Source organism: Cupriavidus sp. 96C5-1 (genome assembly GCF_057798855.1).
Genome location: NZ_JBYOJU010000029.1, coordinates 115897 through 135597 on the forward strand (window position 1 = coordinate 115897; position 19701 = coordinate 135597).

Below are 19701 nucleotides of genomic sequence, written 5' to 3' on the forward strand. Positions count from 1 at the left end.
TATGAGAATCTCAGTCGTACTGATTACAAAAAACGAGGCACACAATATCCGGGAGTGCCTGGAAAGCGTGTCCTGGTGCGACCGCGCGATTATAGTGGATTCGGGTAGCCAGGACGGCACGGTCGAACTGGCCCGGAGCCTGGGCGCCGAAGTCTTCGAAACCGAGCACTGGCCCGGTTTCGGCGCCCAGAAAAACCTGGCGGTGTCCAAGGCCGACGGCGACTGGATCTTCTCCATCGACGCCGACGAAAGAGTCACCCCGGCACTGCGCGACGAGATCCTGGCGGCGGTCGCGTCCGGCCGGGCCGACGCCTATGAACTGCCACGCCTTTCGCGCTTCTGCGGCCGCTTTATCCGTCACGGCGGCTGGTATCCCGACTACGTCACACGGCTGTTCCGGCGCGGCTGCGCCCGCTTCACGGATGACATCGTGCACGAGCGCCTGGTTGCCGACAAACCGGTTGGCCGGCTCAGCTCGCCGCTGCTGCACTACACCTACGACGACTTCTCGCAAGTGCTGCGCAAGATCGACCATTATTCGACGCTGGGCGCCCAGCAAGGCTTCGCCCGCGGCAAGACGGCTTCGCCCTCCGGCGCCGTGCTGCATGGCGCCTGGGCTTTCCTGCGGACCTACCTGCTGCGCCGCGGCTTTCTCGACGGCGCGCAGGGGCTCGGCGTGGCGCTGATGAACGGTCAGGCCAGCTACTACAAGTACATCAAGCTGTGGTATCTGCAGCAGACGAAGGCAGCGGAACAGCAGCCGTAGGCGCCGCCGCCTGCGCCGGCGCCCCCAGCAGGCCATCGACGCAGGCGCTGAAGGCGGCCGAGGTCGGACCGAACCCCATCTGCTCGATATGACGCGCCGCGTAAGCCAGCAGCCTTGCACGCAAGGGCTCGTCCTCGAGCCCGCGGCGAATCGCCTCCGCCAGCGCGGGCGCGTCGCCGACCGGCGTCAGCAGTCCGGCCTTGCCATCGGCCAGGATCTCGCGGGGCCCGACCGGGCAATCGGTACTCACCACCAACTGGCCCAGGGCCATGCCCTCCAGCAATACATTGGGCAAGCCCTCCATCTTCGAGCTGAATGCCATCAGCCGCGCATGCCGGATCCACATATAGGGATTGGGCTGGAAGCCGGCAAAGCTGACGCGTTCGCTGATGCCCAGTTCGCGCGACAGTGCTTCGAGCCGCGCACGCGAGGCGCCCTCGCCCACCAGCACCAGGCGCTCGCGCAAACCCGTGCCCCTCACCAGGGCCGCATAGGCGCGCAATAGCGTGGCGAAGTCTTTCTGGCTCTCTTCCAGCCGTCCCACCGACACGATATAGGGATGGGCGGGCGGGGTGAAAGGCGCTTCGCCTGCCAGGCGGATACGGTCGAGATCGATGGCGTTGTAGAGGCGGACAAACTTGCCGGCCGCGTCAGGAATCAGCGCGCGCGCGTCCGCCAGCATGCTGTCGTTGAGCACCACGATGCGGTCATAGTGCTCGCGGCACTGGCGCCGCAGCTTGCGCAGCTTGCGGCGGTTCTCGCGCTCCAGGTGCGCCACGCTGAAATGCTGGTAGCCGATCATCGGCACCGGCAGCCGCCCGGTGAGCCGCGACAGCGACATGTCGTAGTCGACCACCAGGTCATAGTCGCGCGCGATGCCACGGAAGCGCCGGTTGACCAGCGGCTTGCGCAGCGGCGGCAGCAGCACTTCCTCGTAGATCTTGCCAAGCGGGCCCAGCTTGCCCGCTTTCTTCAGTTGCCGGCAGCGCGACAGCCAGGCCTCCGGCGCAAGGATATGGATCTTGACGTCCGGCGGCAACAGCGCGCGGAAATGCGTCTCCAGCGCCTCGGTGGGATAGGTCAGCGTCAGGCCCACCTCGAAGCGTTCGCGATCCAGCGAAGCCAACAGCGACACCAGCGAAGTCTCGATGCCGCCGCGCAGGAAATGGGTCAGGTGAAAAAGGATGCGTTGCTTGGCCATGCGGGACGTGGGAGATCCATGTAATGACGGGATGAACGGCTGCAATGCCGGCGGGGGCGGCGCGATGCCACGCACCGCCCCCGGAACTGCAGCCTGCTTCAGCCGTACAGCATGCGGACGTTTTCGCCCGACAGCGCCGCGCGGAAGCTCGCGAGCGCGTCGTCGGACGGGGTGACCAGCCACTGCCTGCCCAGTTCCGCCTCGCAGCGCGCGCCGGTGGTGGCGTAGCTGACGCGCACTGGCACGCCCGGCGTATTGGCCACCGTCGCCAGGTATGGCGTGAGCAACTCGCGCAGCAATTCCGTCGACGCGTTGCCATTGAAAGCCAGGCCGACCGCGTCGGCGTACTTGGCGCGCGCGGCCACCAGGTCCATCACCGATTCTGCAGTGAAGCGCACGCCGCCGGTGAAGGTGTCATGGCGCGCATTGCCTTGCACGATGATCAGCTCGTCTTCGCGGAACATGTGGCGGTTGGCGTCGAACAGCTCGTTGAACACGGTCATCTCGACCTGCCCGGTGCCGTCGTCGACCAGGACGATCAGCATCTTGCCGCGCTGCGTCATCTGAGTGCGCATGCCGGTGATGACGCCGGCGATCACCTTGCCGCGCACATCGCGGCCGTAGCCGCCGCCATTGCCCTGCACTTCCTTTTCCAGCCCGGCCAGCGTGCCCTTGAGGAAACGGCCGACTTCGTCGCGATAGGCATCGAACAGGTGCCCGGAGAAGTAATAGCCCAGGGCCTGCTTTTCTTCCTGCAGCGTGCGCTTGGGCGCCCAGCGCGGCTCGTCCACCAGCTCAGGCCGGTGCGACTCGCCGGCGTCGGCCATCAGGTCGAACAGCGAGACCTGGTTGGCGGATTCGGCCTTCTGCTCGGCGGCTTCCATCGCGAGCGACACCGAGGCCAGCAACTGGCCCCGGTTGTCGTTGAGGCTGTCGAAGGCGCCGGCGCGGATCAGGGCTTCGATGGTGCGGCGGTTGACCTGGCGGCGGTCTACGCGTTCGCAGAAATCGAACAGGTCGGCGAAGGGCTTTTCCTCGCGGGCGCGCAGGATGTCCTCGATGGCGCCCTGCCCCGAGCCCTTGATGCCGCCCAGGCCGTAGCGGATGGTCTTGGCATCGGTCGGCGCGAAGCGGTATTCGCTGGCGTTGACGTCCGGCGGCAGCACCTTGAGGTTGTTGAGCTTGCAATCCTCGTAGAGGATCTTGACCTTGTCGGTGTCGTCCATGGCGAGCGACATATTGGCTGCCATGAATTCGGCCGGATGGTGCGCCTTGAGCCAGGCCGTGTAGTAGGCCAGCAGCGCATAGGCGGCCGCGTGCGACTTGTTGAAGCCGTAGCCCGCGAATTTCTCCATCAGGTCGAAGGTGTCGTCGGCCTTCTCGGCGGTCAGGCCGTTCTTGGCCGCGCCCGCGCGGAACAACTCGCGGTGCTGGGCCATTTCCTCGGCCTTCTTCTTGCCCATGGCACGGCGCAGCAGGTCGGCGCCGCCGAGCGAGTAGCCGCCGATGATCTGCGCCATCTGCATCACCTGCTCCTGGTAGACCATGATGCCGTAGGTCTCCTTGAGCACCGGCTCGACGCGCGGGTCCGGATACTCCACCTTCTCGCGGCCGTGCTTGCGCGCGCAGAAGCTGGGGATCAGGTCCATCGGGCCGGGGCGGTACAGCGCCACCAGCGCGATGATGTCTTCGAAGCGGTCGGGCTTGGCGTCCTTCAGCATGCCCTGCATGCCGCGGCTTTCCAGCTGGAACACCGCCACCGTATTGGCGGTCTTGAGGATGTCGAAGGCGGGGCCGTCGTCGAGCGGGATATGGCTGCAGTTCCAGTCCGCCTTGGCAGGATCGAGCCGGCGGATATAGCGCTCGGCCCAGTCCAGGATGGTCAGCGTGGTCAGGCCCAAGAAGTCGAACTTGACCAGGCCGGCGGCTTCCACGTCGTCCTTGTCATACTGGCTGACCACGCCGCTCATGCCGTCGTTCTGCGCGCCCTGCGTGTAGAGCGGGCAGAAGTCGGTCAGCTTGCCCGGCGCGATCAGCACGCCGCCAGCGTGCATGCCGACGTTACGCGTCATGCCTTCCACGCGCTGCGCCAGCTCCAGCAACTGGCGCACTTCCTCTTCGTTCTTCTCGCGTTCGGTCAGCAGCGGTTCTTCTTTCTTGGCCTCCTCGATGGTGACCAGCTTGCCCGGCTTGAAGGGAATCAGCTTGGCGATACCATCGACGAAACCGTAGCCCAGGTCGAGCACGCGGCCCACGTCGCGCACCGCGGCCTTGGCGGCCATGGTGCCGAAGGTGGCGATCTGCGAAACCGCATCCTTGCCATACTTCTCCTTCACGTAGGTGATCACGCGATCCCGCCCATGCTGGCAGAAGTCGATGTCGAAGTCGGGCATCGAGACCCGTTCCGGGTTCAGGAAACGCTCGAACAGCAGCGCGTACTTGAGCGGATCCAGGTCGGTAATGCCGAGCGCGTAGGCCACCAGCGAGCCGGCGCCGGAGCCCCGGCCCGGGCCCACCGGCACGCCATTGTTCTTGGCCCAGTTGATAAAGTCCGCCACGATCAGGAAGTAGCCGGGGAAACCCATCTTGATGATGGTGCCGGTCTCGAATTCCAGGCGCTCGTAGTATTCGGGGCGCTTGGCCTCGCGCACCGCCTCATCGGGAAACAGCACCGCCATGCGCGTTTCCAGGCCTTCCTTGGCCAGGTGCACCAGGTAGTCGTCGAGCGACATGCCGTCGGGCGTGGGGAACAGCGGCAGGCGCGGCTTGCCGAGCTCCAGCGTGAGATTGCAGCGGCGCGCGATCTGTACCGCGTTCTCCAGCGCGGACGGGATGTCGGCGAACAGCGCGCACATCTCGTCCTGGGTCTTGAAATACTGGTCGGTGGTGAATCGGCGCGTGCGGCGGGGGTTGGCCAGCAGTTCGCCTTCGGCGATGCAGGTGCGGGCCTCGTGCGCGGTGAAATCGTCGGCGGTCATGAACTGCACCGGATGCGTCGCCACCACCGGCAGGCGCATCCGGGCCGCGAGTTGCACCGCCTGCTGCACATAGGCATCGGTGCCGGGATGGCCGGCGCGCTGCAGTTCGATGTAGAAGCGCTGCGGGAACACCCTGGCCCAGTGTTCGGCGGCACGTTCCGCCGCGGCATCGTTGCCGTTGGCCAGCGCCATGCCGATATCGCCGCCCATCGCGCCGGACAGGGCGATCATGCCGCTGGCCAGCGGCAGGCCGTCTTCGCCGGCCTCGTCGAACCAGGCCGGATCGATCTCGGCACGGCCGCGATGCTGGTTGGACAGCCAGGCACGCGACAACAGCATGCACAGGTTGAGATAGCCCCGCTGCTCCTGGACCAGCAGGAGCAGCCGCGCGGGCTTGTCGCGGTCGTCGGGGTTGGTAAGCCAGACGTCGGCGCCGACCACGGGCTTGACGCCGCCGCCGCGCGCCTCCTTGTAGAAACGGATCAGGCCAAAGGCATTGGCCAGGTCGGTCAGGGCGAGCGCGCCCATGCCGTCGGCCGCGGCGGCCTTGACGGCGTCCTCCAGACGCACGATGCCGTCGACGACGGAGTATTCGGAATGGAGGCGAAGATGAACGAAACGAGGTGCAGACATGGGCGTAATTGTACCGGCTCGGCATGCCGCCGCCTGCGTTCTTTGTACCCCGAGCGAAATCGCAAGACCAAGCCGGGCACTAGGAAAAGGCCGGAAGATCGCCTCCGAGGCGCTATAATTTCGCCTTTCCAATCAGGCAGTTACCGCGCAGCCACAAGGCGCGGGCCGGGCGTGCGACACCTATGCAGATCGTAAACATCTCCGCTTACAAATTCGTCTCGCTGGACGATATCCCGGTGTTGCGCCCGGAAATGCGCGCGCGCTGCGAGGCGCACGGGCTCAAGGGCACCATCCTGCTCGCGCCGGAGGGCATCAATATGTTCCTGGCGGGGGTGCGCGAAGCCATCGACGGCTTCCTCGGCTGGCTGCACGCGGATCCGCGCTTTGCCGACATCGAGCCCAAGGAGAGCCTGTCCGGGAACCAGCCCTTCAAGCGCATGCTGGTGCGCGAGAAGAAGGAAATCATCACCATGAAGATGCCGCTGATCCGCCCCGAGGCGGGCCGCGCTCCTGCGGTGAAGCCGGTCGAACTCAAGCGCTGGCTGGACCAGGGGCACGACGACGCGGGCCGCCCGGTGGTGATGCTGGATACGCGCAACGCCTTTGAAGTCGCGGTTGGCACCTTCGAGCAGGCCGTCGATTACGACATCGCCAAGTTCAGCGACTTCCCGCCGGCCATCGCCGCGCGCAAGGCGGAATTCGAAGGCAAGACGGTGGTGTCGTTCTGCACCGGCGGCATCCGCTGCGAGAAGGCCGCCATCCATATGCAGGAAGCCGGCATCGAGCACGTCTACCAGCTCGAGGGCGGCATCCTGAAATATTTCGAGGAAGTCGGTGGCAGCCATTACCAGGGCGACTGCTTCGTCTTCGACTACCGCACCGCGCTGAACCCCAGCCTGGAACCGGCCGGCCCGAAGCAATGCTTTGCCTGCCGCGCCGTGGTCACCGCCGAGGAACAGCAGAGCCCGCACTATGTGGTGGGCAAGAGCTGCCCGCACTGCACCGGGCAGGACCAGGCGGCGGCCGCCTGATACGCAATACGGCGCTCATGCGGCGCCTTACAGTGATCAGGCCGCCAGCAGGTGGTACAGATTGCGCAACATGCCGGCGGTAGCGCCCCAGATAAAACGATGGCCGCCGTCTTCGCGCGGAAACGGCATGGCGTAGAACATCCGCTCGCCATCCACCCAGCGGAACAACCGCCGCTGGTGATGGGAAGGATCCATCAGGAAACCCAGCGGCACCTCGAATACATCGGCCACCTCGCGCGCATCGGGGCGCAGCGTGAAGCCCTCGCGCACCAGGCCCACCACCGGGCTGACATGAAAGCCGGTGCCCGTGATGTAGTCGGGCAAGGCGCCCAGCACTTCCACATAGTCGCGGACCAGCCCCACCTCTTCTTCGGTCTCGCGCAGCGCCGTGGCGACCCGGTCGATATCGAAGGCTTCGTGCCGCCCGCCCGGGAAACTGATCTGCCCGGCATGCGAACTCAAGTTGGCATTGCGCTCGGTCAGCAGCACTGTCAGCCCGTCTTCCCGCTCCACCAGCGGCACCAGCACGGCCGCATCGCGCAGCGCCAGGCCGCGGTCATAGACACGCGACTCGTCGGTCAGCTCCGGCGCCCACGCCGGCGGCGACTGCAGGCGATGGCGGATGAAATCCGGCCGCAGGCGCACCTCGGCGAGCGGCGGGTGCCGGATATCGGTGGAAACGATGGGGAGGGATTCGGGATCGAAGGCGGGGCGCATATCGATCGAAGTATGACAGAAGCCCGGCAATCCAGTCTGCGCGCACCGCAGCATCGGATGTCTCGAAAATGCAAAAAGGGCACCCGAAGGTGCCCTTTTTGCAGTAGCCATGACCGGCGATGCCGGCCGCGGCAACCGGCTTACTGAGCAGCTGCTGCCTTGGCAGGCGCTGCCTTGTATGCCAGCTTTTCCTTGATCCGCGCGGACTTGCCCGAACGCTGGCGCAGGTAGTACAGCTTGGCGCGGCGGACGTCGCCACGGCGCTTCACTTCGATCGCTGCGATCAGCGGCGAGTACAGCTGGAACGTACGTTCCACGCCTTCACCCGACGAAATCTTGCGCACGATGAAGGACGAATTCAGGCCGCGATTGCGCTTGGCAATCACAACGCCTTCGTATGCCTGCACGCGCTTGCGGTTACCTTCCACCACGTTCACGCTGACGATCACGGTGTCGCCGGGTGCGAATGCGGGGATGGTCTTGTTCGCGGTCAGACGCGCGATTTCGTCTTTCTCGATCTGCTCGATGATGTTCATCGTTTCTTCTCCTTGTCCATCATGCCGGCGTTGTCTGCCCCAGGCATGGCCCGGGCCCCGGCAGAGGATGGGGTTTCACCTGACGGGAGCGAGCTCCCGCCCTTCTTTCGCCAGCCACGCCGACAGAAACTTCTCGTCGGCACGGCTGAGCAATCCTTGACTGCGCGCCGCCTCGATCAGATCGGGGCGCTTCCTCGCAGTGTTCGCAAGCGCCTGCTGGCGCCGCCACTTCTCGATCTCGGCATGATGGCCCCCGAGCAGGATATCGGGCACCCGCACGCCTTCGTATTCTTCCGGCCGCGTGTAATGCGGACAATCCAGCAGCCCGTTGACGAAGCTGTCCTGAACCGCCGACTGGGCATCGCCCAGCACGCCCGGCAAATGCCTGACCACCGCATCGATGACGGCCATGGCCGGCAACTCGCCGCCCGACAGCACGAAATCGCCAAGGCTGATTTCTTCGTCCACGCGCCGGTCGATCAGGCGCTGGTCGATGGCCTCGTAGCGGCCACACAGCAGCACCAGGCCCGGACGCTGCGCCAGCGACATCACCTTGCGGTGCGTCAGCGGCGCGCCTTGCGGCGACATCAGCACCACGTGCGGGCGCACCGGCTCCGCCTGCTCTTCCGGCGTGGCCTGCGCAGCCTGCTGCGCGGCGCAGGCCGCATCGATCGCATCCTCCAGCGGCTTGGCCAGCATCACCATGCCAGGGCCGCCGCCGTACGGGCGATCGTCAATGGTACGGTAATTGTCGGTGGTGAAATCGCGGGGATTCCAGGTGCGCAACGTATAGCGCTGCTGCTTTGCCGCCCGGCTGGTGATACCCCAGTCGGTCAGCGCACGAAACATCTCGGGAAACAGCGTGATCACATCGAACTGCATCCGCCCCTCCCTTTACTTGCCACCCCGTTGCCACCAACCGGGCGCCCGCCGCGGGACGCTCAGTAATCCAGCCCCCAGTCGACCACGACCCGCCTGGCCGCGATATCGACCGAGCGCAGGAACGCATCGACAAAAGGAATCAGGCGCTCGCCCGCCTTGCCGTCGGGCAAGACATGCGCCACCTGCAGAATCTGGTGAGCACCGTTGTCGATCAGGCCGGATACTTCGCCCAGCGACTCGCCCTGCTCATTGAACACGGCGCAGCCGATCAGATCGACCCAGTAAAACTCGTTTTCATCCGGCGCAGGGAAATCCTCGCGGCGGATCCATACACGGCGGCCCTTGAGCGCTTCGGAGTGGTTGCGATCGGTCACGCCGTTCGCCTGTGCCACCACGGTACCGCTATGCTCGCGGGACTGCACGACCTTCACGCACAAGGCCTCGGACTGCACGGCCTCCGTCGCGCCAGGCAAGCCTGACGGCGGCGGCTTCAGCAGCCACCAGCGGCGCGCGTGCAGCAGCGCGCTGGCGTCGTCGGCATGCGGCTGGACCTTGATCCAGCCGCGTATCCCGTAAGCCGCGCCGACATAACCAACCTCGATCAGGTCGTCCGGCAGCTTCTCGGCATACGCCAGCGCAGCCGGCAATCCGGCTACGCCACGCGGCTTGAGAGCCTGCTTGTCCTGCTCACCGGCCTGGGGCCGGGCCGAGGGATCGAGCGGCACATTGAGTGGCCGCCGCGCCGGGGCGCCTTGTTTGCGTTCGGTCACGTGTCGATTGCCACGCGTCGCGAATCCCGCGAAGCGCGCGTCACAACTATCAGGCTACGGCCTTGGCGGCGTTTTGCTTGACCAGACGGGCAACCGTCGGCGACAGCTGCGCGCCCACGCCTTGCCAGTAGGTCAGGCGGTCCTGCACCAGGCGCAGGCCTTCTTCGCTTTCCGAAGCCAGGGGATTGTAGAAACCAATACGCTCGATGAAACGGCCATCGCGACGATTACGCGAGTCGGCGGCGACGATATTGAAGAACGGGCGCTTCTTGCTGCCACCGCGAGCCAGACGGATTACGACCATGGGTTTGATTCCTCAGAAAACTTGATGTTCGAACACGAAACGCAAGAGTATAGACCAAATCCCGAGCCCAAACAAACACTTAGAGCGATTGACTCGACACCCGGCCACAGGCATCGTGGCGAAACCCCGACAGGAGAGCACGTCATGCGTTCCTATCCTCACATTCAAGCCTTCCGCGCCCTGCTGGCAGCCACTTTTGCGGCGCTTGCGTGGCTCGCCCCGGATGCTGGCGCGCAAGCCATGCTGCCGCTGGAGCAAATCCAGCTGCCGCCCGGCTTCCGCATCGAACTGCTGAGCGCCGGGGTGCCGGAAGCCCGCGGCATGACGATGTCGCCCGGCGGCACCCTCTTCGTCGGCACCCGCGGGGAGGGCAAGGTGTATGCCATCAGCAACCCGCTCTCCGGCAGCCCGAAGGTACGCACGGTAGCCGCCGGCCTGACCATGCCGGTAGGAGTGGCATTTCGCGACGGCGCCCTCTATGCGTCATCGACCTCGCGCATCGTCAGGCTCGATGATATCGAGGCCCGGCTCGACAATCCGCCCCAGCCGGTTGTTGTGAGCGATCGCTTTCCCACCGAAACGCATCACGGCTGGAAGTTTATCGCGTTCGGCCCGGACGGCTACCTCTACGTTCCGGTCGGCGCGCCTTGCAATATCTGCGCGCCCGACGAGAACCGCTATGCCAACATCATGAGGATGAAGCCCGACGGCACCGACCTGCAGGTGGTGGCCAGAGGCGTGCGCAATTCGGTCGGCTTCGACTGGCACCCTGCCACCCACCAGCTCTGGTTCACCGACAACGGCCGGGACAATATGGGCGACGACATCCCCGACGACGAACTGAACCGGCTGACCCGGGCGGGCCAGCACTTCGGCTACCCCTACTGCCATGCCGGCGACGTTCCCGACCCGGAATTCGGCAAGCGGCGGCCCTGCTCGGAATTCGAGCCGCCGGTGGCAAAGCTGGGCGCCCACGTCGCCGCGCTCGGCATGCGCTTCTACACCGGCAAGCAATTTCCGGCCGCGTACCGCAACAGTATTTTCATTGCCGAGCATGGCAGCTGGAACCGTACGGTGCCGATCGGCTACCGCGTCGCCCGGGTGGTCCTGAACGACCGCGGCCAGGTAGTGCGGCAAGAGATCTTCGCGCAAGGCTGGCTGCGCGACGGCAAGCCCTGGGGCCGCCCGGTCGACGTGCTGGTCGCCCCCGACGGCTCGCTGCTGGTCAGCGACGACATGGCCGGCGCCATTTACCGTATCCGCTACGCGCCCTGAGCCGCTGGGCCCGGCCCGGCGGGCGGCACGACGAAACAATCCGTTACACCGGTAACGGCTTTCGCCTAGGCGCACCGGGACCGCGTGCGTACCATGAACCCATACCTCGAACACCATCACCGCGCGACAGGATATTGGGATTCCGCATGTTCCCCCGCTCTCTCCTGCGCGACTCGGTGGCTGGCATCGTATTGGCCGTTTCCGTGCTCGGCCTCAACGCTGCGAGCCATGCGCAAGTCGCGTTCTGGCAACACAGCCGGCCCGAAGCCCGCAACGTGGGCAACGTCCCAGTCCAGGGTGGCTGGGAGATGGCAAGCGTGCGGGCCGAACGGCAGGATCATGTGCGTGCCCAGATTGAAAGAATGGAAGCCCGCGCGCGCGCCGATGACCGTCTCAATGGCCGCCCCTCGCCTCCCGAACGGGATGACGAGCGTGGCCGCCAGCCCGGGCACAATGGCCAGGGCGACGGCGGCCGCGCCGAGCAGCGCAGTCCCGGCATGGGCCCGGGCTGGCAGGCGCGCGGGCGCGACGGCGGCCGTTAGGCCTGCCAGGCAACCCAGACCTCTCCCATTGCTGCCGGCCGCACGCGCGGCCTGCCGGCCATGCCTCGCAGCACCGGCCTGCCCGCCGCATGTGCCCCCACGGTATGACCGTCCTTCCCATCGCCTGACCGGCGCGTCGCGCAGCGTTTCGCCCAGCAGCAAATCCACGCCTGCCAGGGCAGGATGCGCTGGCGAAAAGGCTGCGGCGCCCGCTTCTCCCGCCAGCGTACAATGAGCGCCGGCGCCGGCATGACTGGCGCTGACCCGTTATCGGGCCGGCCGCCCCAGCCGGCCACCAACCTAGTTGTCGCCCATGCCTGCCGCTACCCAAGTTCCAGCCGCCGCCGCAACCGCCAAGCCACTTCCGGGCAAATCCAAACTGATCACCGTCGCCCTGGCCTTCCTGTTCGGCAGCGTGGGGCTGCACCGCTTCTATCTTGGGGGATGGCGCGACAAGTTCGCCTGGCTCCACCTGCTGGCGGCGCTGGCGGGTGTCGTCGGCGTGCTGTCGATGCAGACGGGGGCGGGCGAGCCCGCGCTGAACTGGAGTTTCGCCGTAGCCGGCGGCGCTTCGGTCATCGGCGCCTTCCTGTCGGCCATCGTGTACGGCCTGCGCCCGGACGACAAATGGGATGCGCGTTTCAATCCGCACGGCAAGCCGACCCGCTCCGGCTGGCCGGTCGTGATCCTGGTGATCCTGTCGCTGCTGATCGGCACCGGCCTGCTGATGGCCGGCCTTGCCATCAGCTTCCAGACGTTCTTCGAATCCCAGGTCGAGGCGGCGCGCGCCCTCTCGCAGTAAGCAGGACGCGCTCGCAGGCAGGCTGCCGATGCACTTCGACCTGCTGGATATCGCGGTATTCGTGCGCGCAGCGACGCTGGGCAACCTGTCCGCCGCGGCGCGCGACCTCGGTCTCTCCACCTCGTCGGCCAGCAGCCGCCTGGCCCAGCTCGAGCAGCAGATCGGCACGCGCCTGCTGCACCGGACCACGCGCCGCCTCTCGCTGACCGGGGACGGGCAGCGCTTCCTCGAGCACGCCGCGCAATTGCTCGATACGGCCGACCAGGCAGCACAGTCGGTAGGGCGCGCAGCGCAGGCGCCGCACGGGCAGCTGCGTGTTACCGTGCCCGCCTCGTTTGGCCGGCAGCACGTCTCGCCCGCAATCCCTGCCTTTCTTGCCGCCTATCCCGGCCTGACACTGGACCTGCGCCTGACCGACCAGGTGATCGGCCTGGTCGAAGCCGGCGTGGACGTGGCGCTGCGCATGGGCGCCCTGCCGGACTCCTCGCTGGTGGCGCGCGCCCTCGCCCCGAGCCATCGCACCATTTGCGCCTCCCCCGCATATCTTGCCGCGCATGGCACGCCCCGGCATCCGGAAGACCTGCGCAAGCACAATTGCATCGTGCTGGGCGACCAGGCGTCCTGGCAGTTCGATACGGCGCTGGGCAAGACCGTGGTGGCGGTGAGCGGCAACCTGCGCACGGACAACGGCGAAGTCATCCGCGAGGCGATCCTGGCCGGCACCGGCCTTGCCCTCAAGTCCACGTGGGACGTCGGTCCCTACCTGCGTAGCGGCGCCCTGGTCAGCGTGCTCACCGACTACCCGGTGTTGCCGTCCGTCTCGATCTGGGCGGTCTACCCCAGCCGCCGCCAGGTACCCGCCAAGACGCGCGCCTTCATCGATTTCTTTGCCGCCCGCTTCGGCTCCCCGCCGTACTGGGATTGCCCCGGGGCGACGCCTTCCGCCTGACGATGGCGCTCCGGAAAACGGCCTTGGCGGTTCAGCGGGAATACTGTATAAATATACAGTACCAACGCAGCCGCAGGACCGCCAACGTGACGACCCGACCTCCCTCCCCCAGCCCGCTCAAAGGGCGGGCGGCGCGCTCGAACGACGTGAGCCGGTTCGATGCATGGACCCGCGAACAGGTAGACGATGAGTGGCAAGCCGCCGATGCGCCAGAGACACCCCAGATCCAGACCGTTGTCTTCACGGAGAAGGCGAAACGCATCGTCTCGCACAACCAGTCGCCAGACCTGCCCTTCGACGCGTCCATCAATCCATATCGCGGGTGCGAGCACGGCTGCATCTATTGCTATGCGCGTCCCAGCCATGCCTATCTGGGGCTTTCGCCGGGCCTCGACTTCGAAACCCGACTGTACGCGAAGGAAAACGCCGCCGCCCTGCTGGCGAAGGAACTGGCTGCCCGCAACTACATACCGACGGTGATAGCGCTGGGAGCCAACACCGACCCCTACCAGCCCATCGAGCGCAGGCTCCGCATCACGCGGGGTATCCTGGAAGTGCTGGAGCGATTCAACCATCCGGTGGCGATCACGACCAAGTCGGGGGTGGTCACGCGCGATATCGACATCCTGCAGCGCATGGCTGCCAGGAACCTGGTGCGGGTCCATATGTCGGTGACCACGCTGAACAACGAGATTGCCCGCACGCTGGAGCCGCGCGCCAGCGCTCCGGCCCGCCGGCTTGGCGCGATCGCCGCCCTCAGCGAGGCCGGCATTCCGGTCGGCGTGATGGTGGCGCCCGTGATTCCGAGCCTGACCGATCCGGAGATGGAGTCCATCCTGGAGGCGTGCGCCAATGCGGGCGCAAAGACGGCGGCGTATATCCTGCTGCGGCTGCCGCGGGAAGTGGCGGAGCTGTTCTCGGAATGGCTGGCCACCTACCACCCGCTGCGTGCCCGCCATGTCGAAAGCCTGATCGCGCAGATGCGGGGAGGCCAGGCCTACGACCCGCGCTTCGGGACCCGCATGACCGGTACCGGCATCTTCGCCGAGCTGCTGCGCAAGCGCTTCACGCTGGCCTGCAAGCGCTTCGGACTCAACGCCGAGCGCCATCCGCTCACCACCGAGCACTTCTCCAGGGACAGCGCGGCGCCGCAGATGTCCTTGTTCTAGGCAGAACACCAGACACATGCCCGCATGCCGTCGTGCCGGCTGCGGGTTTCAGCCGTGTGGCGGCGCCTTCTCGTCGACGGCGATCGCCAGCGTTTCCTTGATCTCCTCCATCACCACATAGCTCTTGGACTGCGCGGCGCCCGGCAGTTGCAGCAGGATGTCGCCAAGCAGGCGCCGGTATTCGCCGATCTCGCGGATGCGGGCCTTGATCAGGTAGTCGAAGTCGCCCGACACCAGATGGCATTCCAGCACCTCGGGAATGCGCGAGACCTCGCGGCGGAACTGCTCGAACATATTGCCGGACTTGTTGCCCAGCGAGATCTCGACGAACACCAGCAGGGCACTGCCGAGCAGCGCGGGATTCAGGCGCGCGTAGTAGCCCATGATGACGCCGTCGCGCTCCATCCGCTTGACCCGCTCGATGCACGGCGTGATGGTCAGTCCGACCGCTTCCGCCAGCTCCTTCATCGACATTCGCCCATCCGCCTGGAGCAAGGCCAGGATCTTCCGATCCAGCCGGTCCAGGCTGCGCACGGGCTGACGACTTGTTCTCATTACTTGTTCCTGTTTCCCTGAAAATTACGATAACTATGACTGCCGATATTTCAATAGTATAGAGATAAATACTTTATCCATTCCATTTTTTGGTTGAGAGCCCCCGACTATGCGCGTCCTCGTTCTTGGCAGTGGCGTAATTGGCGTAACCAGCGCCTGGTACCTGGCCCGTGCCGGCCATGAAGTCACCGTGGTCGACCGCGAGGCCGCGCCGGCGCTTGGCACCAGTTTTGCCAACGCAGGCCAGATTTCGCCGGGGTATGCGTCGCCGTGGGCCGCGCCGGGCGTGCCGCTCAAAGCCATCAAATGGATGTTCCAGGAGCATGCGCCGCTCACCATCCGCCCGGACGGCACGCTGTTCCAGCTGCAATGGATGTGGCAGATGCTGATGAACTGCACAGCCGAGCGCTATGCCGTCAACAAGGAACGCATGGTGCGGCTGGCCGAGTACAGCCGCGACTGTATCCGTACCCTGCGCGCCGACACCAGCATCGCCTACGAAGGCCGCCAGCAAGGCACGCTGCAAGTCTTCCGCACCGATGAGCAGCTCGACGGTGCGGCCAAGGACATTGCCGTGCTGGAACAAGCCGGCGTGCCCTACCAGTTGCTATCGCGCGAGGACCTCGCCGCCAGCGAACCGGCCCTGGCCGCCGTCAGCCACAAGCTGAGCGGCGGCCTGCGGCTGCCCAACGACGAAACCGGCGACTGCCAGCTCTTTACCCAGAAGCTGGCAGCCATGGCCGAGGGCCTGGGCGTGCGATTCCAGTACAACCGGTCCATCGATGGCCTGCTGACCAAGGGCGGCGCCGTCACCGGCGCCATGGTCGGCGGCGAACCCGTCATGGCGGATCTGGTCGTGGTGGCGCTGGGAAGCTGGTCGACGCCTTTTGTGAAGAATCTCCTGCCGGGCCTGTCGAACCTGCCGGTGTATCCGCTCAAGGGCTTCTCCCTGACCGTGCCGATGACCAGCGCGGAACGCAGCCCCGTTTCCACCGTGCTCGACGAAACCTACAAGGTCGCGATCACACGCTTCGACGATCGCATCCGCGTAGGCGGCATGGCGCAGATCGTCGGCTACGACCGCGCCCTCGACCCGGCCAAGCGCCGCACGCTGGAACACGTGGTCACGGACCTGTTCCCGGGCGCCGGCGACGTCAGCCGCGCCAGCTTCTGGACCGGCTTGCGCCCGATGACGCCGGACGGCACGCCCATCGTCGGCCCCACCCCCCTCAAGGGGCTATGGCTCAACACCGGCCACGGCACGCTGGGCTGGACCATGGCCTGCGGCTCGGGCAAATTGCTGTCGGACCTGGTGTCGGGCACCTCGCCGGCGATTCGCGCCGATGACCTGTCGGTTGCGCGCTACCTGAAGCCATCGGGCATGCGTGCCGCGCACCGGCCCGCCGTGGCCTGACCTGGGCACGCTTCCCGCGCCTGCCGGCGGATCGCGCCGGCAGCAAGACCGGCCCCTGGCCGAACCTCTCAAGGCTCCCTGCCGCCCTTCCCGTTGAATCAGACATGCGTTCTGTCGGGTCATGGCGGCTCCGGAATCCCGTCGGCTACCCACCTGGAAATCCTGGTCGAGCAGAAGCCTGACAACCTGAACCCATAGGTTGACCGGTTGCTGCCGGCGAGTCAGGCCGCGGCGAAGCACGCCGGAGATCGAAGGGCCACGGAGGCACTCCCCTTTTTCCTTGCGCGCGCGGCATTCCTCCATCGTCAGCGTGGTACGTAGATCCGGGTCCGTACGGGCAGTATTATCAACAGTCAGCCCTGACGGTCGAAGAATCCCCATTTCTCGCCCACGCATCCAAGGAGGCCCGCGATGCCAGCATTCTCCACACTGACGATCGAGCAAGATCCGCAATCGCCAAGGGTTGCCCGTCTTCTCCTCAACCGGCCCGAGCGGCTGAACGCGATCAACGACCAGACGCCGCGAGAGATCCGGGCCGCTGTCGAGTGGGCGCAGGCCAGCGATGACGTCCATGTCATCGTGGTCGAGGGCGCGGGCAAGGGATTCTGCGGCGGCTACGACCTGGCCGGCACGGCGGAGCAAAACATCGAGCACCCGTGCCAGCAGGAGAGCTATCCGTGGGACCCCATGGTCGACTACGCGTACATGAAGCGCAACACCGAAGACTTCATGAGCCTGTGGCGCTGCAGCAAGCCGACGATTGCCAAGGTACATGGCTATGCGGTTGCCGGTGGCAGCGATATCGCCTTGAGCTGCGACCTGCTGGTGATGGCCGAGAACGCGCGCATCGGCTACATGCCAACGCGCGTCTGGGGTTGTCCGACCACGGCGATGTGGACCTATCGGCTGGGCCCGGCGCGCGCCAAACAGCTAATGTTTACCGGCGACACGATCGATGGGAAAACGGCGGCTGCCTGGGGCCTTGCCAATGAGGTCGTCCCCAGCGAGGAACTGGAGGCGGCGACGCTCAAGCTTGCCAACCGGATTGCCGGCGTTCCGCGCAGCCACCTTGCCATGCACAAGCTGGTGGTCAATCAGGTCATGCTGACCATGGGGCTGGAGCAATCGCAAACGATGGCCACGATGTTCGACGGCATCACACGGCACAACCCGGAGGGGCTCTGGTTTCGCCGGTACGCGCAAGCCGAGGGATTCAAGGCTGCGGTGCAATGGCGCGATAGCGGCAAGCCGATCCCGGAGGGCGACGAGGCGCGCGCGCTGATTCGCGAGCTGGAGGCGAGGCGGGGAAAATAGCCGCGAAGGCAGCCGCGTGAACTGCGGCCGATAGTCCCGGCCCTCCTGGCTCAAGCAAGCCGGCAAAGAAAATGGGGGCAGTCACCTGGACTACCCCCAAATCGTCAACCAGCGTTGTCAGCGGCTGGCCCCGCAGAACCGCCGCTGTCCAGCCGCTGTCCTGCCGCTTTGCTGCCTGCGCCCAAGCGTCCTCAGAACTGCGCTTCGCTCAACGCATTGACCGGCGCCGCCCCCGCCACGATGGCGTCGCGCAAGCCCGATGCCTGCGACAGGATATGCTCCGCGAAGAAATGCGCGGTGGCGATCTTGGCGTCGAGGAACGCCGGATCCTCGCCGCGCTTCGCTTCCGCCGCCAGCATCGCCCGGCCCAGCTGCCAGCCCGAGAACACGATGCCGCACAGCTTCAGGTAAGGCACGCTGCCGGCGAACACGGCGTTGGGGTCCGACTTGGCGTTGGCCACCACGAATGCCACCACCGCCTCCAGCGCCGCGCGCCCCTTGGCCAGTTGCGCCTGCACCGCGGCGAACGCCGCGCCACCGTGCGCGCCCAGCGCCGCCTCGGTTCCCGCGATCTGCGCGCAGATGCCGCGCGCCACCGCGCCGCCGTCGCGCACGGTCTTGCGGCCGACCAGGTCGTTGGCCTGGATCGCCGTCGTGCCTTCGTAGATCGGCAGGATGCGGGCGTCGCGATAATGCTGGGCCGCGCCGGTTTCCTCGATGAAGCCCATGCCGCCGTGCACCTGCACGCCCAGGCTGGTGACATCGATCGACAGCTCGGTGCTCCAGCCCTTGACGATGGGCACCATGAACTCGTAGAAGGCCTGGTTCTGCCCGCGCACCGCTTGGTCCGGGTGCTGGTGCGCCGCATCGCACGCCGCCGCGGCCACGTACGCCACCGCGCGCGCGCCCTCGATCAGCGCACGCATGGTCATCAGCATGCGCTTGACGTCCGGGTGATGGATGATCGTCACCGCCTCGCGCGCGGAGCCGTCGACCGGACGGCTTTGCACGCGCTCGCGGGCAAAGGCCACCGCCTGCTGGTAGGCCCGCTCGGACACGGCGATCCCCTGCATGCCCACCGAGAAGCGCGCCGAGTTCATCATGATGAACATGTATTCCAGACCGCGGTTTTCCTCGCCGACCAGCGTGCCGATGGCGCCGCCATGGTCGCCGAACTGCAGCACGGCGGTGGGGCTGGCCTTGATGCCCAGCTTGTGCTCGATCGATACGCAATGCGCATCGTTGCGCGCCCCCGTCGAGCCGTCTTCGTTCACCAGGAACTTGGGCACGATGAACAGCGAGATGCCCTTGACGCCCTCGGGCGCCGTCGGCGTACGCGCCAGCACGAGATGGACGATGTTCTGCGCCATGTCGTGCTCGCCGTAGGTGATGAAGATCTTGGTGCCGAACAGCTTGTAGGTCCCGTCGCCCTGCGGCTCGGCGCGCGTGCGCACCGCGGCCAGGTCCGAGCCGGCCTGCGGCTCGGTCAGGTTCATGGTGCCGGTCCATTCGCCGGAGATCAGCTTGGGCAGGAACATGGCCTTCTGCGCGTCGCTGCCCGCGGTCAGCAAGGCCTCGATGGCGCCGTCGGTCAGCAACGGGCACAGGGCGAACGACAGGTTGGCCGTGTTGAGCATCTCGTTGCAGGCGGTGGCGATCAGCTTGGGCAGGCCCTGGCCGCCGAACTCCTGCGGATGCAGCACGCCCTGCCAGCCGCCCTCGCCAAACTGGCGGAACGCGTCCTTGAACCCGGGCGTGGTGGTGACCACGCCGTCCTTCCAGCTGCTGGGATCGGTGTCGCCGATGCGGTTGAGCGGCGCCACCACCTGCTCGTTGAACTTGGCGGCCTCGTCGAGCACCGCC

18 protein-coding genes are annotated in these 19701 nt (G+C 66.2%); 9 read left to right on the plus strand and 9 right to left on the minus strand.

Features of this window, described 5'->3' with window-relative positions:
• Position 1 precedes the first annotated feature (1 nt).
• Positions 2 to 766 (plus strand): glycosyltransferase family 2 protein, encoded by a 765-nt coding sequence (locus AC3FOF_RS27685; RefSeq protein WP_035805328.1) that lies wholly within the window; start codon positions 2 to 4, stop codon positions 764 to 766.
• On the opposite strand, the gene AC3FOF_RS27690 is transcribed toward AC3FOF_RS27685, so the two are convergent.
• Together AC3FOF_RS27690 and dnaE are read right to left on the minus strand one after the other, a co-directional pair.
• Positions 717 to 1967: a glycosyltransferase gene (locus AC3FOF_RS27690; protein ID WP_017224070.1), complete on the minus strand. Its 1251-nt coding sequence runs from the start codon at positions 1965 to 1967 to the stop codon at positions 717 to 719. The genes AC3FOF_RS27685 and AC3FOF_RS27690 overlap by 50 nt on opposite strands.
• Before the next feature lie 98 nt (positions 1968 to 2065).
• Positions 2066 to 5578: a DNA polymerase III subunit alpha gene (gene dnaE, locus AC3FOF_RS27695; protein ID WP_488728419.1), complete on the minus strand. Its 3513-nt coding sequence runs from the start codon at positions 5576 to 5578 to the stop codon at positions 2066 to 2068.
• A gap of 182 nt (positions 5579 to 5760) precedes the next feature.
• Between dnaE and AC3FOF_RS27700 the strand changes: the two genes are divergently transcribed.
• Positions 5761 to 6609, plus strand: a complete 849-nt coding sequence (locus AC3FOF_RS27700; protein WP_276263628.1) for a sulfurtransferase — start codon at positions 5761 to 5763, stop codon at positions 6607 to 6609.
• 36 nt (positions 6610 to 6645) lie between these two features.
• Here the strand turns inward: AC3FOF_RS27700 and AC3FOF_RS27705 are convergent, their stop codons facing one another.
• The 5 genes from AC3FOF_RS27705 to rpsP form a co-directional block, all read right to left on the minus strand.
• Complete coding sequence (locus tag AC3FOF_RS27705; RefSeq protein ID WP_488728420.1) at positions 6646 to 7326, minus strand: NUDIX hydrolase; 681 nt, start codon at positions 7324 to 7326, stop codon at positions 6646 to 6648.
• Between the two features lie 140 nt (positions 7327 to 7466).
• Positions 7467 to 7862 (minus strand): 50S ribosomal protein L19, encoded by a 396-nt coding sequence (gene rplS, locus AC3FOF_RS27710; protein WP_017224074.1) that lies wholly within the window; start codon positions 7860 to 7862, stop codon positions 7467 to 7469.
• Between the two features lie 75 nt (positions 7863 to 7937).
• The gene (trmD, locus tag AC3FOF_RS27715) at positions 7938 to 8744 is read right to left on the minus strand and encodes a tRNA (guanosine(37)-N1)-methyltransferase TrmD (RefSeq protein ID WP_276263627.1); all 807 of its coding nucleotides are present in this window, start codon (positions 8742 to 8744) and stop codon (positions 7938 to 7940) included.
• Positions 8745 to 8803: 59 nt separating this feature from the next.
• Positions 8804 to 9514 (minus strand): ribosome maturation factor RimM, encoded by a 711-nt coding sequence (gene rimM, locus AC3FOF_RS27720; RefSeq protein WP_488728421.1) that lies wholly within the window; start codon positions 9512 to 9514, stop codon positions 8804 to 8806.
• 49 nt (positions 9515 to 9563) lie between these two features.
• Positions 9564 to 9818: a 30S ribosomal protein S16 gene (gene rpsP, locus AC3FOF_RS27725; protein ID WP_017224077.1), complete on the minus strand. Its 255-nt coding sequence runs from the start codon at positions 9816 to 9818 to the stop codon at positions 9564 to 9566.
• Positions 9819 to 9962: 144 nt separating this feature from the next.
• Here rpsP and AC3FOF_RS27730 point away from each other — a divergent pair, with 144 nt between their 5' ends.
• From AC3FOF_RS27730 to AC3FOF_RS27750, 5 genes are all read left to right on the plus strand, one after another.
• A complete protein-coding gene (locus AC3FOF_RS27730) occupies positions 9963 to 11093 on the plus strand; it encodes a PQQ-dependent sugar dehydrogenase (protein WP_488728422.1) in 1131 nt (376 codons plus the stop codon).
• Positions 11094 to 11239: 146 nt separating this feature from the next.
• A complete protein-coding gene (locus AC3FOF_RS27735; RefSeq protein ID WP_276263626.1) occupies positions 11240 to 11635 on the plus strand; it encodes a hypothetical protein in 396 nt (131 codons plus the stop codon).
• Between the two features lie 313 nt (positions 11636 to 11948).
• Positions 11949 to 12437 carry an NINE protein gene (locus tag AC3FOF_RS27740; protein ID WP_276263625.1) on the plus strand — a complete coding sequence of 163 codons (489 nt, stop codon included), beginning with the start codon at positions 11949 to 11951 and terminating at the stop codon, positions 12435 to 12437.
• A 28-nt stretch (positions 12438 to 12465) separates the two neighbouring features.
• Positions 12466 to 13386, plus strand: coding sequence for a LysR family transcriptional regulator (locus AC3FOF_RS27745; RefSeq protein ID WP_017225315.1), 921 nt, complete (start codon positions 12466 to 12468; stop codon positions 13384 to 13386).
• Between the two features lie 86 nt (positions 13387 to 13472).
• A complete protein-coding gene (locus AC3FOF_RS27750) occupies positions 13473 to 14555 on the plus strand; it encodes a PA0069 family radical SAM protein (protein WP_035807991.1) in 1083 nt (360 codons plus the stop codon).
• 48 nt (positions 14556 to 14603) lie between these two features.
• On the opposite strand, the gene AC3FOF_RS27755 is transcribed toward AC3FOF_RS27750, so the two are convergent.
• A complete protein-coding gene (locus tag AC3FOF_RS27755; RefSeq protein WP_276263623.1) occupies positions 14604 to 15110 on the minus strand; it encodes an Lrp/AsnC ligand binding domain-containing protein in 507 nt (168 codons plus the stop codon).
• Positions 15111 to 15219: 109 nt separating this feature from the next.
• Between AC3FOF_RS27755 and AC3FOF_RS27760 the strand changes: the two genes are divergently transcribed.
• Together AC3FOF_RS27760 and AC3FOF_RS27765 are read left to right on the plus strand one after the other, a co-directional pair.
• The gene (locus tag AC3FOF_RS27760; protein WP_488728423.1) at positions 15220 to 16524 is read left to right on the plus strand and encodes a D-amino acid dehydrogenase; all 1305 of its coding nucleotides are present in this window, start codon (positions 15220 to 15222) and stop codon (positions 16522 to 16524) included.
• Positions 16525 to 16935: 411 nt separating this feature from the next.
• Positions 16936 to 17838, plus strand: coding sequence for a crotonase/enoyl-CoA hydratase family protein (locus AC3FOF_RS27765; RefSeq protein ID WP_488728424.1), 903 nt, complete (start codon positions 16936 to 16938; stop codon positions 17836 to 17838).
• Positions 17839 to 18029: 191 nt separating this feature from the next.
• Here AC3FOF_RS27765 and AC3FOF_RS27770 read toward each other — a convergent pair.
• Positions 18030 to 19701, minus strand: a 1672-nt coding sequence (locus AC3FOF_RS27770; RefSeq protein WP_488728425.1) for an acyl-CoA dehydrogenase family protein, incomplete at its 5' end; no start/stop codon positions are given.